This window comes from Micromonospora sp. WMMD1155, from assembly GCF_029581275.1.
GTDB lineage: Bacteria > Actinomycetota > Actinomycetes > Mycobacteriales > Micromonosporaceae > Micromonospora.
Map to the genome: position 1 here is coordinate 7,123,009 of NZ_CP120742.1, position 17,723 is coordinate 7,140,731.

Sequence of the window (17,723 nt, forward strand, 5' to 3'; positions counted from 1 at the left end):
ACAGAAGGTGGGATTTCATGCGCACGCACGCCTCCGAGTCCACGCACACCGTCGTCGACCTCCTCCGCGCCCGCGCCCGGGAGCAACCGGACCGGCGTGCCTACCTCTTCCTCGACCGCGACGGCCTGGAACGGGAGAGTCTGACGTTCGCGGCCCTGGACCGGCGCGCCAAGGCGATCGCCACCCGGGTGCGCCGGCACGCGGCGCCCGGCGACCGGGTGCTGATCCTGCACCCGCCGTCGCTGGAGTACATCGCCTGTTTCTTCGGCTGTCTCTACGCCGGGGTGGTCGCCGTGACGGCCTACCCGCCGAACTTCACCCGTCGCCTGGAGCGCATCCGCGGCCTGGTCCGCGACTCCTCCCCCGCTCTGGCTCTGACCACCGACCGGATCAGCGCCGCCGCCAGTGCCCGTTTCACCCAGGCGGAGGAGTTGGTCGGCTTCGACTGGCTGGACACCGCCACCGTCGCCGACGACGACGCCGACTGGTGCCCGCCGCGCATCGACGGCGACTCGCTGGCGTTCCTGCAGTACACCTCCGGCACCACCGGGGACCCGCGCGGCGTGATGGTGAGCCACGGCAACCTGCTGCGCAACGCCGCCACCCTGCACGACGCCGTCGGCTACCACCCGGACGACCGGATGGTCAGCTGGCTGCCGCCGTACCACGACATGGGTTTGATCGCCGGCGTGCTGCAACCCGTCCACGGCGGGTTCGAGGCGGTCCTGTTGGCACCCGCGACGTTCGCGCTCGACCCGTTCCAGTGGTTGCAGGCCATCTCCCGCTACGGCGGGACCACGTCGTACGCCCCCGACTTCGCCTACAACCTCTGTACCGACCGGATCGACGAGGAACGGCGGGCCGGGTTGGACCTGTCGACCTGGACGAGCGCGGTGCTCGGCGCCGAGCCGACCCGGGTCGACACGCTACGGCGCTTCGCCGCCACGTTCGCCGACTGCGGCTTCCGTCCCGAGGCGTTCCGCTCCGGGTACGGGCTGGCCGAGTCGACGCTCGCCGTGACCATCACCCGGGCCGCGCCGGCCGAGTTCGACGTGAGCGCCAGCGCGCTGGAGCGCGGGGAGATCACCCCGGCGACGGAGGAAACCGACCGCCGCCGGCTGGTGAGCGTCGGACCCGGCATCGACCCGGAGCAGTCCGTGGTCGTGGTCGACGCGGCGGACCGCCGACTGCTGACGGCCGGCGAGGTCGGCGAGATCTGGGTGCGCGGACCGAGCGTCGCCCAGGGCTACTGGCGGCGGCCCGAGCAGACCCGCGAGACGTTCCAGGCGCGGGTCACCACCGGCGAAGGGCCGTTCCTGCGCACCGGCGACCTCGGTTTCGTCCACGACGGCGAGCTCTACGTCACCGGCCGGATCAAGGACATGATCATCGTGCGGGGGCGCAACCTCTACCCCCAGGACGTCGAGCGGTGCGCGGTGGCCAGCCACCCGGCGTTGCGCTCCGGCCTGGCGGCCGCAGCCGGTCTGGACACCTCGGCCGGAGAGCAGTTGCTCGTCGTCGCCGAGGTGCGCCGCGACGCCACCGAACCGGACGTGGACGGCATCGTCGCGGCGATCCGGCAGGCGGTGACCGCCGAGTTCGAGGTGGCCGTGCACGCCGTGGTGCTGGTCCGCGCCGGCACGCTGCCGCGGACCTCCAGCGGCAAGGTGCAGCGGCACGCGGCGAAGCAGGGGTACGCCGAGGGCGACCTGACCGAACTCGCCCGATGGGTCTCCGACGAGCAGACCTCGACGCCGACCCGACCGACGACGACCCGACCGACGACGACCCGACCGACGACGACCGACGGCGCGTCCGCGCCGGTCGGGACCGACGGGCTCGACGGCGGGACGTGCCGGGCCGGAACCGGGGCGGTCCCGGCCGGTGCGGGCAGCCGCACCGGCGACGCGACCCCGGTTCGGGACCTGCTCGACGCGCTGCCCGAGGCGATGCGGGAAGCGGTGGTCTGCGCCGAGATCTGCCGACGGATCGCCGCCACCCCAGGCGTCGACGCCGCCGCCATCACCCCGGACATCCCGCTCACCCTGTTGGGCCTCGACTCGCTGCGGGCCCTCCAGGTGCAGAGCGCCCTCGAACGCGACCTGGCCGTGCGGTTGCCGCTGGAGGAGTTCGCCGACGCCACAGTGGACCAACTGGCCCGCCTGGTGACCGCGCGACTCGCCGCCCCACGGGCCGACGACCCGGCCGAGGTCACGACGCTGCCGGCGCTGGTCGCCGACCCGGCCCGCCGGGGCGAGCCGTTCCCGCTGACCGACCTGCAACACGCCTACCTGGTCGGTCGCAGCGGCGCCGCGCGCCTCGGCGGCGTCTCCACCTACTGGTACACCGAGCTGGACTCCGCGTCGCTGAACGTGCCGCGCCTGGTGCGGGCCCTCGGCGCGCTGGTCGAGCGGCACGAGATGCTGCGCGCCGTCATCAGCTCCGACGGCACGCAGCGGATCCTGACGGCGCCCGGAGCCGTGCCGGTGCGGGAGATCGACCTGTGCGACGCCTCGCTGGACGAGGCCGACGAGGCCCTCGCCGCGGTACGCGAGGAGATGTCGCACCAGGTGCTGCCCCTGGACACCGGACCGATGCTGGACGTCCGGATCAGCCGGCTCCCGCTCGGGCACACCAGGGTGCACATCGGCTTCGACCTGCTGGTGGGCGACGTCCGCAGCGTGCAGGTCCTCTTCGACGAGTGGCGTCGGCTCTACCTCGACCCGAGCGCCACGCTGCCCGAGATCGGGGTGTCGTTCCGCGACTACGTGCTCGCCGTGCGGGCGATGGAGACCGGCCCGGAGTACGCCCGGTCCCGGGCCTACTGGTTGGACCGGCTGGACACCCTCCCCGGCGGGCCCGACCTACCACTCGCGCCGAGCGCCGGGGAGCTGCGCCGGTCCCGTTTCCACCGTCACGAGCACCGGATCGACGCCGGGACCTGGTCCCGGATCAAGCGGGACGCGTCGGCGCACGGCGTCACCCCGTCGGCCGTGCTGCTCGCCGCGTACTCGTCGGCCCTCGGCCGGTGGAGCGGTACCTCACGGTTCTGCGTGGCCACCACCCTGTTCAACCGGCTGCCGCTGCACCCCGACGTTGACGCGGTGGTCGGTGACTTCACGTCGATCACCCTGTTGGAGATCGACCTGGGCGGCGGACCGAGCCTCGCCGAGCTGGCCATTCGGATCCAGCGCCAGCTGTGGCGCGACCTGGAGCACCGGCACTTCAGCGGCGTCCAGGTGCTGCGCGAGCAGGCCCGCCGGCGGGGGGCCGCCCTGCCGGTGCCGGTCGTGTTCACCAGCGGCCGGGACACCGGCGAGATCCACACCCGGTGGCTCGGCGACACCGCCTTCTCGGTGTCACAGACCCCGCAGATCTGGATCGACCACCAGGTGCGGGAGGAGGACGGCGCGGCCCTGGTGAGCTGGGACGCCGTGGACGAGCTGTTCCCCGACGGGTTGGTGGAGCAGATGTTCGGCGGGTTCGTCGACGTGTTGCGGCGGCTGGGGTCGGGCAGCGGGTGGACCGGTCCGGCCGAGGTGTCGCCCGCCGGGTTGGCCGAGTTGGTGGCCGGGGTGAACGCGACGCAGGCCCCGATACCGTCCGGGCTGTTGTGGACCCGTCTGGTCGAGCACGCGAAGGCCGACCCGGACGGGCTGGCCGTGGTGGCCTCCGGCCGACGGCTGACCTTCGGAGAGCTGTTCACCCGGGCGTCGTACGTCGCGCACCGGCTCGTCGCCGCCGGTGTGACCCGGGGTGATCGGGTCGCCGTCGTCATCGACAAGTCGGTCGAACAGGTGATCGCGGTGCTGGGCGTCGGGTTGGCGGGCGCCGCGTACGTGCCGGTGGACCCGTCGGTGCCGACTCAGCGCCAGAGGTACGTGGTCGAGCACGCGGACTGCTCGGCGGTGCTGGTCCGTGCTGGTGCCGACACCGACGGCTGCGGCTCGGGTCTGCCGATCCTGGTGGTGGACGCCGACGACGAGGCCGCGGTGGCGGACGACCCGCCGGCCGTCGCCACGCAGGTCCAACCGAACGAACTGGCGTACATCATCTACACCTCCGGCTCCACCGGCCGACCCAAAGGCGTCGCCATCAGCCACCAAGCCGCCGTCAACACCTGCGTCGACGTCAACCACCGCTACACAATCACCGCCCACGACGCCGTCCTCGGACTCTCCGCCCTCAGCTTCGACCTCTCCGTCTGGGACATCTTCGGCGCCCTCGCCACCGGCGCCACCCTCGTCCTACCCGAACCGGCCGCCAACCGCGACCCCGCCCGCTGGCACCACCTCATCACCGAACACCACATCACCATCTGGAACTCCGTACCCGCCCTCATGGCCATGCTCGTCGAACACCTCGAAGCCACCCACCAAACCGCCCCCACCCTGCGCCGCGTCCTCCTCTCCGGCGACTGGATCCCCACCGACCTCCCCACCCGAATCCACACCACCGCCCCCAACACCCAAGTCACCTCACTCGGCGGAGCCACCGAAGCCGCCATCTGGTCGATCCTGCACGACATCGACCACATCGACCCCACCTGGGACTCCATCCCCTACGGCAAACCCATGACCAACCAAACCATCCACGTCCTCAACGACCGCCACCAGGAATGCCCCACCCACGTCACCGGCCACCTCCACATCGGCGGCACCGGCCTCGCCGACGGCTACCACAACGACCCCGACAAAACCACCACCGCCTTCATCACCCACCCCACCACCGGCCAACGCCTCTACCACACCGGCGACCTCGGCCGCCGACACCCCGACGGCACCATCGAATTCGCCGGCCGCAACGACCACCAAGTCAAAATCGGCGGCTACCGCATCGAACTCGGCGACATCGAACACGCCCTCGCCAGCCACCCGGCGGTGCGCACGGCCATCGCGACCACCACGGGAGACCGGCACCACCGTCGGCTCGCCGCGTACGTCCTGCCACACCCCGGAAACCACGACGGGAACCTCGGGGCCGCCGTCCGGGAGCACGCGAGCAGCCTGTTGCCGTCGTACATGCTGCCCAGCACCATCACCGTCCTGGACGCCCTGCCGCTCACCCCGAACGGCAAGGTCGATCGCGCCAGCCTGCCCGAACCCGGGGTCGTGGTGACCGACCACACGCCACCGCGGACCCCGGTGGAGCGGGCGGTGGCCACGCAGCTCGGTCAGGTCCTGGGCGTCCCGCAGGTGTGCGTGCGGTCCAACTTCTTCGAGCTCGGCCTCGACTCCGTGCTGATCCTGCGACTGCACCGTGAGCTGCGGACCGCCCTCGGGCGCGACTTCCCGCTCACGTTGCTCTTCGAACACACAAGCGTGCGGCGCCTGGCGGGGGTCCTCACCGGCACCGACGACCGCGACGCGGACCTGGACGCGGCCTTCGCCCGTGGCCAACGCAACCGTCGAGCCCGGCGACGCGTCGCCCGGTCCGGACAGGAAGAGGAGACAAGGGCATGAGCACCGACACCGTCGACATCGCCGTGGTCGGCCTGGCCGGCCGATTCCCGGGGGCCCCCGACGTCACCCGGTTCTGGCACAACCTACGCGCCGGCACCGAGTCGATCCGCCACTTCACCGACGATGAACTACTCGCCGCCGGCGTCGCCCCGGAACTGGTGGCCGACCCCCGCTTCGTCAAGGCATGGGGGGCGTTGGAGGACGCCGAACTCTTCGACGCCCGGTTCTTCGGCTACGGCGCCCGGGAGGCGGCGCTGCTCGACCCGCAGCACCGCATCTTCCTGGAGTGCGCGTGGGAGGCGCTCGAGGACGCCGGGCACACCCCGGCGTCGTACCCCGGCTCGATCGGCGTGTACGCGGGCGCCAGTCTGTCGTCGTACCTGCTGGCCCACCTGCTGCCCGGTCGCGGCCTGGACGCCTCCGCCGACGGCCTGGAGCTGCTCGTGGCCAACGACAAGGACTACCTGGCCAGCCGGGTGAGCTACAAGCTCGACCTGGACGGCCCGGCGGTCTGCGTGCAGAGCGCCTGCTCCACCTCGCTGCTCGCCGTTCACCAGGCCTGTCAGGCGCTGCTGGCCGACGAGTGCGACCTGGCGCTGGCCGGCGGCGTGACGGTGCGGTTCCCGCAGACCCGCGGCTACCTCTACCAGGAGGGCATGATCCTCTCGCCGGACGGGCACTGCCGCCCGTTCGACGCGCAGGCCCGGGGCACGGTCAGCGGCAGCGGCGCCGGAGTGGTGGTGCTGCGCCGCCTCGACGACGCGCTCGCCGACGGCGACCGGATCGACGCGGTCATCCGCGCCACCGCGGCGAACAACGACGGCGCCGCCAAGGTCGGCTACACCGCGCCGAGCATCCAGGGCCAGGCACGGGTGGTGTCGGCGGCGATCGGGCTGGCCGGTGTGCACCCGGAGAGCATCAAGGCGATCGAGGCGCACGGCACCGGCACCGCGCTCGGCGACCCGATCGAGATCGCCGCGCTGACCAAGGTCTTCCAGCGGCACACCGACCGGCGCGGCTACTGCGCGGTCAGCTCGGTGAAGAGCAACATCGGGCACCTGGACAGCGCCGCCGGCATCGCCTCGCTGATCAAGGCGGTGCTCCAGCTCAAGCACGGCGAGCTGGTGCCGAACGTCAACTACACAGCACCCAACCCGGAGATCGACTTCGCGGCGACGCCGTTCCGGGTCAACGAGGAACTCCAGCCGTGGAAGGCCAACGGCGATCCGCGGCGCATCGGCGTGAGCTCCTTCGGGTTCGGTGGCACCAACGTGCACGCCATCCTGGAGGAACCGCCGGCCCGGGAGCTGTCCGGCACCCGCCGCGACCGTCAGCTGATCGTGGTGTCCGCCCGCAGTGCCGCCGCGTTGGACACGGCGACCGACCGGCTGGCCACCGCCTTCGCCGACGCCGACGCGCCCGACGACGCGCCGGAGCTGCTCGACATCGCCGACGCGGCCTGGACGTTGCAGACCGGGCGTGCCCACTTCCCGCACCGGCGGGCCGTCGTGGTCGACGACGTCCGTACCGCCGCCGGCGCGCTGGGCGGCGGGGAGGGTCCGCGGACCCTCTCCGGTCGGGCGCCCACCGAGGAACCCGAGGTGGCCTGGCTCTTCCCCGGGCAGGGCAGCCAGTACCCGGGCATGGGCGCCGGGCTGTACCGCACCGAGCCGGTGTTCCGCGCCGAGGTGGACCGCTGCGCCGAGGTGCTGACCTCGGCGCTCGGCTTCGACCTGCGCGACCTGCTGGTGGCCGCGGACCCGACCGACCGGGCCGCTCGGGCCCGGTTGGCCGACACGGCGGTCGCCCAGCCGGCGCTGTTCACCGTCGAGTACGCGATGGCCCGCCTGCTCACCTCGTGGGGGGTACGCCGCGACGCGGCGATCGGGCACAGCGTCGGCGAGTTCACCGCCGCCACCCTGGCCGGGGTGTTCGAGCCGGAGGAGGCGGTCCGGCTGGTCGCCGAGCGGGGACGGCTCATGGGCGCCCAGCCGACCGGTGCGATGCTGTCGGTGGCGCTGCCCGCCGACGAGCTGGCGGGTCGGCTGCCGGTGGGCCTCGACATCGCGGCCTACAACGCGCCCGAGGTCTGCGTGGTCGCGGGCACCGCCGAGGACGTACAGGCGTTCGCCGCGATGCTGGAGGCCGACGGTGTCGGGCACCGGATGCTGCACACCTCGCACGCCTTCCACTCCCGGATGATGGACGCGGTGGTCGGCCCGTTCGCCGCCGCCGTGGCCGCCGCGGCGCCCTCGGCGCCCACCACGCCGATCCTCTCCGGACGCACCGGCACCTGGCTGACCGGGGCGGACGCCGCCAGCCCGGAGTACTGGAGTGCCCAGCTCCGCGAGCCGGTCCGCTTCGCCGACGGGATGGTCCGCCTGCGCGAACAGGGCACCGGTGTCCTCGTGGAGGTCGGCCCCGGCACCACCCTGTGCACTCTCGCCCGGTTGGCGCCCGAGGCGCGCGGCGTGGTCGCGGTGCCCACCATGCGCGCCCCGGACGCCGACGGCTCCGACGAGGCGACGGCCCTGGAGGCCGTCGGTCGGCTCTGGCTGGGCGGCGTGGAGATCGACTGGGGCGGCGTGCAGGACGGCGCCCACCGCCGCCGGGTGGCTCTGCCGACCTACCCCTTCGAGCGCCGGCGCTACTTCGTGGAGGCACCCACCACCACCGGCGGCACCGCGCCGGGCGTCGTGGTCGAGGACGCTGACGACATCGACTTCGGCGAGGCCGACACCCGCCCGTCGCTGACCACCGTCTACCTGGCCCCACGGACCGACGTCGAACGGCGCATCGCGGTCATCTGGCAGGACCTGCTCGGCGTGGCACCGATCGGCGTCGACGACATCTTCATCGAGCTGGGCGGTCACTCGCTGCTCGCCACCAAGGTGGTCAGCCGGATCCAGCAGGACCTGGGCGTCGAGGTGCCGCTGCGCCGCCTGGTCACGGCGTCCACGGTGGCCGCGCTCGCCGAGGTGGTCGCGGAGTTGCTGCCCACGGCCGCGCCGACCACCGCAGAGCCGGTACCGGTGGCCGACGACGAGATGCCGGTGGCCGTGCCGGACTGGGAGCACCTGCACGAGCCGTTCGGGCTCAGCGAGATCCAGCAGGCCCAGTGGATCGGCCGGATGGGCAACTTCAGCATGGGCAACGTCGGCGCGCACATGTACTGGGAGGTGGACCGGGACGACCTCGACGTCGAACGGCTCAACCAGGCGTGGAACCGGGTGCTGGCCCGGCACGCGATGCTGCGGGCCGTGTTCACCCGCGACGGTCACCAGCGGGTGCTGCCCGAGGTCACCCGGTACGACTTCCCCGTCGTCGACCTACGCGACGAGACGCCGGAGGTGGTCGAGGGGCGGCTCGCCGAGATGCGCGAGGCGATGTCGCACGAGATGCGGCCCGAGGACGCGTGGCCGCTGTTCGAGATCCGGGTGGTGCACCTGCCCGGTGGGCGTACCCGGCTGTTCCTCAGCTTCGAGCTGATGATGGCCGACATGGGCAGTGTCCGGATCCTGCTCGCGGACTGGCGCGCCTACTACGAGCGTCCGGCCGAGGAGCTGCCCGAGCTGGGCATCTCCTTCCGCGACTACCGGCTGGCCGCGGAGAAGCTCAAGGAGACCTCGCTCTACCGCCGGTCGATGGACTACTGGCGGGAGCGGGTGGCCACTCTGCCCTCGCCGCCGGAGCTGCCGCTGGCCACCTCGCCGGAGCTGGTACGGGAGCCGAAGTTCGTGCCCCGAAGCGCGTTGATCCCGGCGGTGGAGTGGAACGCCATCAAGCGGGAGGCCGCCACGCACGGCGTCACTCCTTCGGCGGTGCTGCTGGCCGCGTACGCCTGCGTGCTGGGCGGGTGGACCCGCTCGGGCCGGTTCACGCTGAACGTGACCACCAACATCCGGCTGCCCGTGCACCCCGACGTGGAGCACCTGGTCGGCGGGTTCGCGTCCTTCACACTGCTGCCGGTCGACCTGGTCGAGGACGACTCCATCCTCGGGGTGGCCCGCCGGTTGCAGGAGCAGAACTGGGAGGACCTGGAGTACCGCTACGTCAACGGCGTCGACATCCTCCGCGAGTTGGCCCGTCAACGGGGCGGCACCGACGCCGCCATGATGCCGGCGGTGTTCACCAGCACCCTGGTCAACGAGAGCGAGGCCAACGAGTCGTCCATGGTGGACTGGCTCGGGCAGCTGGAGCACCAGGTGATCCAGACTCCGCAGGTGTGGATCGACGCCGCGGCGCTGGAGGTGGAGGCCGGTCTCGTGGTCGGCTGGCCCAGCGTGGACGAGCTGTTCCCCGACGGGTTGGTGGAGCAGATGTTCGGCGGGTTCGTCGACGTGTTGCGGCGGCTGGGTTCGGGCAGCGGGTGGACCGGTCCGGCCGAGGTGTCGCCCGCCGGGTTGGCCGAGTTGGTGGCCGGGGTGAACGCGACGCAGGCCCCGATACCGTCCGGGCTGTTGTGGACCCGTCTGGTCGAGCACGCGAAGGCCGACCCGGACGGGCTGGCCGTGGTGGCCTCCGGCCGACGGCTGACCTTCGGAGAGCTGTTCACCCGGGCGTCGTTCGTCGCGCACCGGCTCGTCCAATCCGGTGTGACCCGGGGTGATCGGGTCGCCGTCGTCATCGACAAGTCGGTCGAGCAGATCGTCGCCGTCCTCGCGGTCGGCCTCGCCGGAGCAGCCTACGTACCGGTAGATCCCTCGACCCCACCCGACCGGCAGGAGTTCGTGCTCTCGCACGCCGATTGCGCCGCCGTCCTGCTGCGCGTCGGGGCTACCGAACACCCGGACGCCGGCCTACCGGTGGTGGTGGTGGACGCCGACGACGAGGCCGCGGTGGCGGACGACCCACCGGCCGTCGCCACGCAGGTCCAACCGAACGAACTGGCGTACATCATCTACACCTCCGGCTCCACCGGCCGACCCAAAGGCGTCGCCATCAGCCACCAAGCCGCCGTCAACACCTGCGTCGACGTCAACCACCGCTACACAATCACCGCCCACGACGCCGTCCTCGGACTCTCCGCCCTCAGCTTCGACCTCTCCGTCTGGGACATCTTCGGCGCCCTCGCCACCGGCGCCACCCTCGTCCTACCCGAACCGGCCGCCAACCGCGACCCCGCCCGCTGGCACCACCTCATCACCGAACACCACATCACCATCTGGAACTCCGTACCCGCCCTCATGGCCATGCTCGTCGAACACCTCGAAGCCACCCACCAAACCGCCCCCACCCTGCGCCGCGTCCTCCTCTCCGGCGACTGGATCCCCACCGACCTCCCCACCCGAATCCACACCACCGCCCCCAACACCCAAGTCACCTCACTCGGCGGAGCCACCGAAGCCGCCATCTGGTCGATCCTGCACGACATCGACCACATCGACCCCACCTGGGACTCCATCCCCTACGGCAAACCCATGACCAACCAAACCATCCACGTCCTCAACGACCGCCACCAGGAATGCCCCACCCACGTCACCGGCCACCTCCACATCGGCGGCACCGGCCTCGCCGACGGCTACCACAACGACCCCGACAAAACCACCACCGCCTTCATCACCCACCCCACCACCGGCCAACGCCTCTACCACACCGGCGACCTCGGCCGCCGACACCCCGACGGCACCATCGAATTCGCCGGCCGCAACGACCACCAAGTCAAAATCGGCGGCTACCGCATCGAACTCGGCGACATCGAACACGCCCTCGCCAGCCACCCCGGCGTGGACGCCGCCGTGGCGATCGCCACCGGCGACCGCCACCACCGTCGGCTGGCCGCGTACGTCGTCGCCGGGCCGGAGCACGTCGACGATCCGGACCTCGCCGACGGCGTGCGCGCGCATGCCGCGACCCTGCTGCCGCCGTACATGATCCCCAGCACCATCACCGTCCTGGACGCCCTGCCGCTCACCCCGAACGGCAAGGTCGACCGCAACAACCTGCCCGAACCCGGGGTGGTCGCGGTCGAGCGGGAGCGGGGCGAGCTGACGCCGCTGGCGGTACGGCTGTGCCAGATCGCGGCGCACGCCATCGGCGTCGACGAGGTCGACCCGTGGGCGAACTTCTTCCAACTCGGCGGTGACTCGATCATCGGCGTCCGGATCATCACCCAGGTCAACGACCAGGGCATCGACCTGCGGCTCCAGGATCTCTTCGAGGCGCAGTCCATCGTGGACCTGGCCGAGCGGCTGGAGGCGCGCGGCGCCGTGGCGGCGGCGCCGGGCGGTGGGGTCGCGGCGACCCGCGTGACGCCGTTCCAGCGGCGCCTGCTCGCGGTGGCCGCACCCGGCCTACCGGCCGGAGCCCACCGGGTCGACCTCCACGTCGAGGCGGATCTGTGCCTCGACGCGGCCCGCGAGGCGGTCCGCCAGATCGTCGCCCGGCACCCGGCACTGCGTACCCGCTTCGCGGTGACCGGTGACGACGGTTGGTGCCAGGCGGCCGTGCCGGCCGCCGAGGTCTCCGCCCACCTGCCGGTCATCGAGCTGGGCACGTTGCCGGCCGAGGTACGGGCCGAAGCGGTCGCCCAGATGGTCGACGAGATGCGTGAGGAACTCGACGTCGAGCGCGGCATGGTCTTCGCCGCCGCGGTGTTCGACCTCGGCGCCGACGGCCGGGTGCTCACCCTGCTCGGCTCGGAGTTGGTGGTCGACGCGACCTCGTGGGAGGTCGTGGTCTCCGAGTTCCTGAGCATCACCCAGCAGTTGCGCAACGGTGACAGCGTCGTGCTGGCGCCGCCCACCGACCCGTTCACCAGGTGGGCCGAGCAGTCCCCGCAGGAGGCCGGGGTCGTGGCCGTCGAGCCGGCCGTGGTGCCGGGGGTGACACCGCACCAGGCCGTCAGCCGGCTCACCGCCGACGAGACCGAGCGGCTCACCGACGCGGTCCGGCGCGGCTACCGGCTGAGCCTGACCGAGACCGCCCTGGCGGCACTCACAGTGGCCGCCCGGCGCACCGGCTTGGACGGTCCGCTGCTGGTGGTGGGTGACCGGCGCGACGACGGCACCGTCGACACCTCCCGGACGGTGGGCGCGGTCCTGTCCGTCGCCGAGGTTCCCGGCACGCTGAACACCGACGACCTGGCCGTGCTGCTCCCGGCGGTCAAGCAGTGGAGCCGCTCCACCGCCGACGGAGCGTACGGGCCGGGCCGGCTCGCCCTGCACGTGCTGGAACGCTTCGGCGAGCGGTCCCGGTTGGCCCGACTGCTGCCACCGGGCAATCCGGCGCCCTGGCCCCGTTGGGAGCGGGACAGCCTCGGCGCGGCCGTACGGCTCACCGTCGTCGACTACGCCGGTGCCCTGCACATCCACTGGAGCAGCGCCGACCCGACGGTCGACCTGCCGAGCCTGGCGGACGCTTTCGAGACCGCCCTGCGCGACATCGCCGCGCACAGCCGCGACCTCGGGTCGGGCCAGGTGTCGGCGGGCGACTTCCCGCTGGCCGACCTCGGCACCGACGACCTGGCCGCGGTGCTCGACGACATGGAGGAGGAGCTGTGACGACCACCGACACGATCGCCCGCCCGGTCACCGCGTTGTCCGAGCGGCACACCGCCTGGCGGGACGCGGTCCGCGACTTCGCCGATACCGAGGTACGCCCGCTGGTCGGCGAGATGGACGCCGCGTCGGCCCTCGACCCGACGCTGCTGAAGAAGCTGGTACCGGCCGGCCTGATGGGCATCGAGATCCCCCGCACGTACGGCGGCGCCGGTCAGGACCTGCTCGCGGTGCTCATCGCGATCGAGGAACTGGCCGCCGTCGACCCGGCCGTCGCCGTCTTCGTCGACGTGCAGAACGCACTGGTGGCCAGCGCGGTGCTGCGCCACGGCACCGGTGACCAGAAGCGCCGGTACCTGCCCCGGCTGGCGACCGGCCTCGCCGGCGCGTACGCGATCTCCGAGGAGCAGGCCGGTAGCGACGCCTTCGCGCTCACCACCCGGGCCGAGCCCAGCGGTCAGGGGTACCTCCTGCACGGGCGCAAGTGCTGGACGACGAGCGCCGCCGAGGCCGGCCTGTTCCTGGTGTTCGCGCGGGTCGACGGCGCGGCCGGTGGGCTGACCGCGTTCCTGGTGGACCGCGACTCGCCGGGGTTGACCGTCGGCCCGCCCAAGTCCAAGCTCGGCATCCGGGCCAGCTCCACCTGCGACGTGCGACTCGACGGGGTGCCGGTGGGTCGGGAGAACGTGCTGGGCCGGGTGGGCGCCGCCGACCTGCTGGCGATGGAGACGCTCAACGTCGGCAAGCTGGGCATCGCGGCGCAGCTCGTCGGTCTGGCCCGTGGTGCCCTGCACGAGGCGCTCGGCTACGCGCAGCGGCGCGAGCAGTTCGGCGAGCCGATCGTGGCGTACCAGGGGGTGCTGTTCCCCCTCGCCCGGCTCGCCGCGGAGCTGGAGGCGGCCCGGGTCCTGCTCTACGACGCGGTGCGGGTGCTGCACCACGGCACGCCGACCGACCGACTGCGGGTCAGCGCGATGGCCAAGTACCTGGCGTCGGAGGTGGCCGAGCGCGCCGCCTCGCAGGCGGTGGAGACGTTGGGCGGCAACGGGTTCACCACCGCCCACCCGGTGGAGAAGCTGTACCGGGACGCCAAGGTCGGCAAGATCTACGAGGGCACCTCCAACATCCAGTTCCGGACCATCGGCGCGATCCTGGTCGGTGCGGGAGGTGAACGGCCGTGGTGACCCCGCTGGCGCTCTACTGTCTCCCGTACGCCGGGGGCTCGGCGCGGGTGTTCGCCGACTGGGCCGACAGCCTGCCGCCCGGCGTCACGGTGGACGCGCTCGAACTGCCCGGACGCGGCCTGCGTTTCCACGAGGATCCGGTGGACCGGCTGGAGCCCCTGGTCGCCGAACTGCTGGGCGCGGTGCTGTCCCGGCCCGGGCAGCGCTTCGCGGTGCTCGGTTACAGCTACGGATCGCTGCTCGCCTTCGAACTGTGCCGGCGGCTGGAGCACTACTACGGGCTGGTCGCCGAGCACCTGTTCGTGGCGGCGATGCGGGCTCCCGGCGTACCCCGGGTCGAACCGCCCGTGTCGGCGCTGCCCGACGACCTCTTCCGCGACCACATCCGTTCCCTCGGCGGTACGCCGCCGGAGGTGCTGGAGCACGACGCGCTGATGGAGATCCTGCTGCCGGTGCTGCGGGCCGACTTCACCGTGGTGGACGACTACTCGTACCACGGGTTGCCGGTGAGTTGCCCGGTCACGGCGTTCGGCGGGTTCGACGACGTCGGTGTCCACCCCGACGCGCTCACCGCCTGGACGGGCTGCACCACCGGCCCGTTCGCCCTTGAGATGTTCCCCGGCGGCCACTTCTTCCTGCGTACCGCGCGGGACGAGCTGCTGTGGCGCCTGTCCGGCACGCTAGCCGCGATCGCCGGCCCGACACCGCTACGGAGGCGGGCATGAGCCGTACCAACCTGGACGACGTCTACGAGCTGACCCCGATGCAGCAGGGCATGCTCTTCCACCACCTGTACGCGCCGGACGAGGGTTTCTACGTCGAGCAGACCGTGCTGACCCTCACCGGCAGCCCGGACCGGGAGGCGTTCTGGCGGGCCTGGCAGCTGGTGGTGGACCGCCACCCGGCGCTGCGGACCGCGTTTCGCTGGGACGGCATCGCCAAGCCGGTGCAGGCGGTGCACGCCCGGGTGGCGTTGCCCCGGGAGACCCACGACTGGCGGGCCCGGCCGGCCGCCGAGCAGCATCGTCTGCTCGAGGAGTTGCTGCGCGACGAGCGTCGGCGCGGTTTCGACCTGGAGACCCCGCCGATCATGCGGGTCGGGCTGTGCCTGCTGGCCGACGACCGCTTCCAGATCGCGCTGCGCCTGTCGCACCTGGTGGTGGACGGCTGGTCGGTCGGCCTGATGATGTCCGACTTCACCGCGGCCTACAAGGCGTACGTACGCGGCCGGGAGCCGGTGCTGCTGGCGCCGGGCCGCTTCCGCGACTACGTGGCCTGGTGGAAGCGTCAGGACCCGGAGGCGGTGGGGCCGTTCTGGCGCCGCTACCTGGCCGGCTACCAGCCTGCGCCGCTGCGCCTGGACGGGGGCGCGGCTCCGGCCGACGGGCCCGCCTTCGACTGGGTCGATCTCTCCCTCGGCGACCTCGCCGGTGAGCTGCGCGGGTACTCGCAGCGGCACCGGCTCTCCCTGCACACGCTCGTGCAGGGAGCGTGGACGCTGGTGCTGGGGCGGGCCACCGGCAGCGCCGACGTGGCCGTCGGGACCACCTTCGCCCACCGTCCCGGTGACCTGCCCGGCGCGGAGTCGATGGTCGGCTGCCTGGTCGGCACCGTGCCGGTACGCAGCACGCTCGGCCCGGAACGCGCGGTCGTGCCGTGGCTGCGGGCCATCCAGGACGACATCATCGCGGTTCGGGACAACGCCGCCACCGGGTTGGCCGACATCCAGCGGTGGAGCAGCGCACCGGCCGGCACCGACCTCTTCGACAGCATCGTCGGCTTCCAGAACATGCCGTTGCCGCCGTTCACGCTCGGCGAGGAGGGGTTGGGTCTGGAGGGCTTCCAGCTGCACACCCGCCCGCACACCCCGTTGGTGCTGATGGTGCTTCCGGGCGACGACCTGCCGCTGCACCTCATCCACGACCGTCGGCGCGTCGACCCGGCCCGGGCCCGGGCACTCGTCGCGGGCGTGCACGACGTGCTCGCGGCGATCGTGCGCGACGAACCGGCGCGCCTGGGCGACATCCCGGAGGTCGCCGCCCCGGCGCAGCCGTCGACCGGGCAGGCGGCGGACCCGAGCCCCGCACCGGGCGCCCCCGCGCCGGCCGCCGGGACGGAGACCGAGGCGGCGCTGAGTGCGCTCTTCGCCGACCTGCTCCAACTGGAGCACGTCGGCCGCGACGACAACCTCGTCGAACTGGGCCTGCACTCGCTGCTCGGCACCCGCGCGGCCAACCGGATCCACGACGAGTGGCGCACACTGCTGCCGTTGCAGGCGTTGTTCGCCGGGCCGACAGTGGCCCGCCTGGCGGCCCTGATCGAGGCCGGCGGCGTCGCCGACGACCGGGCCCGGGACCCCCGTGGCCACGTCGACGTGCTCCGCGAGGCGGTGCTCGACGAGGACATCACCCTCCGGGGGCCGGTGCGGTGGACGGCCGAGCCGCGCCGGGTGCTGCTCACCGGCGGCACCGGCTACCTGGGCAGCGCCCTGCTGGAACGGCTGCTGCGCGACACGCCCGCGACGGTGGTGTGCCTGGTCCGCTCGCTGGACCCGGCCGACGGTCGCCGCCGCGTGCGGGAGGCGCTGGCCGCCGCAGGCCGCTGGAACGACGCGTTCGACGCCCGGATCGAGGTGCTGCCCGGGAACCTGTCGCAGCCGCGCCTGGGTCTCGCCCCGGACACCTTCGCGGCGCTGGCCGACGACCTCGACACGATCTACCACCTGGGCGCGGTGGTCAACATCCTGCCGCCGTACCGGCGGGTCCGGCCGACCAACGTCGGCGGTACCCGCGAGGTGCTGCGGCTGGCCACGTCCGGCAGCGCCGGAACCATCCCGGTGCACTACGTGTCGCCGGCGGAGGTCACCGACCTCGCCGACGCCGAGCGGGCCGGTCGGGAGGTCTTCGTGGATACTCCCCCGCCGCACCTCTACAACGGCTACATCCAGTCGCAGTGGGTGGCCGACCGGATCGTCGGGGAGGCGGCGGCACGCGGCGTACCGGTGGTGGTCACCCGGGCGGCCCGGCTGATCGGGAGCCCGGTGACCGGGCGGTGGAAGGTCGGCGACGTGGTCAGCGACATCGTGCGCGGCTGCGTCGCCCTGGGCCTCGTCCCCGACAGCGGCATCGCGCTGCCGGTGTCCACGGTCGAGCACGTGGCGGCCGGCGTGGCGGCGCTCTCCCTTCGCCGGGACGCCCTCGGCCAGGCGTTCCACCTGACCGCGGCGTCGCCGTTCACCTTCGACGAGCTGGCCGGGGCGCTGTCCGACCGGGGCTACCGGACCGCCGGGGTGTCGCTGGAGCAGTGGTACGCCGAACTGGTCCGGCTGTCCCGCCGCGACCCGGACGGCCGGTGGGATCTGGTGCTGTCGGTGCTCGGCCCCTGGGTACGGGCCAACGCCGCCGGGTGGCACGAACCGTTGTACGACACCAGTCGGGCGCGCGCCGTCCTCGGCGACGACGTGCCCGCCCCCGAGGTGGGTCGGGCGTTCATCGGGCGGTGCCTGGACTACTTCGCCGCCATCGGCCACGTGCCCGCCCCCTCGGCGGGCGTGGACGCCGAGCCGGTGCGGGGGTGAG

The 17,723-nt window shown here is 72.7% G+C and carries 5 protein-coding genes; all 5 read left to right on the forward strand.

Going from position 1 to position 17,723, the window contains the following annotated elements:
* The first annotated feature begins 17 nt into the window (after nt 1-17).
* From O7617_RS32550 to O7617_RS32570, 5 genes are read left to right on the forward strand one after another with little or no spacing between them, the layout of a single operon-like run.
* A complete protein-coding gene (locus tag O7617_RS32550; protein WP_282260434.1) occupies nt 18-5,462 on the forward strand; it encodes a non-ribosomal peptide synthetase in 5,445 nt (1,814 codons plus the stop codon).
* The gene (locus O7617_RS32555) at nt 5,459-12,964 is read left to right on the forward strand and encodes a non-ribosomal peptide synthetase/type I polyketide synthase (RefSeq protein ID WP_282260435.1); all 7,506 of its coding nucleotides are present in this window, start codon (nt 5,459-5,461) and stop codon (nt 12,962-12,964) included. The genes O7617_RS32550 and O7617_RS32555 overlap by 4 nt, the downstream gene beginning before the upstream one ends.
* Nucleotides 12,961-14,145 (forward strand): acyl-CoA dehydrogenase family protein, encoded by a 1,185-nt coding sequence (locus O7617_RS32560; RefSeq protein WP_282260437.1) that lies wholly within the window; start codon nt 12,961-12,963, stop codon nt 14,143-14,145. Before O7617_RS32555 ends, O7617_RS32560 begins: the two co-directional genes overlap by 4 nt.
* Nucleotides 14,139-14,870, forward strand: coding sequence for a thioesterase domain-containing protein (locus tag O7617_RS32565; protein WP_282260439.1), 732 nt, complete (start codon nt 14,139-14,141; stop codon nt 14,868-14,870). Before O7617_RS32560 ends, O7617_RS32565 begins: the two co-directional genes overlap by 7 nt.
* Nucleotides 14,867-17,722 (forward strand): thioester reductase domain-containing protein, encoded by a 2,856-nt coding sequence (locus O7617_RS32570; RefSeq protein ID WP_282260440.1) that lies wholly within the window; start codon nt 14,867-14,869, stop codon nt 17,720-17,722. The genes O7617_RS32565 and O7617_RS32570 overlap by 4 nt, the downstream gene beginning before the upstream one ends.
* The last annotated feature ends 1 nt before the right edge of the window (nt 17,723 follow it).

Bases quoted from the DNA above. Each gene is read 5' to 3' on its own strand.
- O7617_RS32550 (WP_282260434.1), top strand. From the start codon at position 18: ATGCGCACGCACGCCTCCGAGTCCACGCACACCGTCGTCGACCTCCTC.
- O7617_RS32555 (WP_282260435.1), top strand. From the start codon at position 5,459: ATGAGCACCGACACCGTCGACATCGCCGTGGTCGGCCTGGCCGGCCGA.
- O7617_RS32570 (WP_282260440.1), top strand. From the start codon at position 14,867: ATGAGCCGTACCAACCTGGACGACGTCTACGAGCTGACCCCGATGCAG.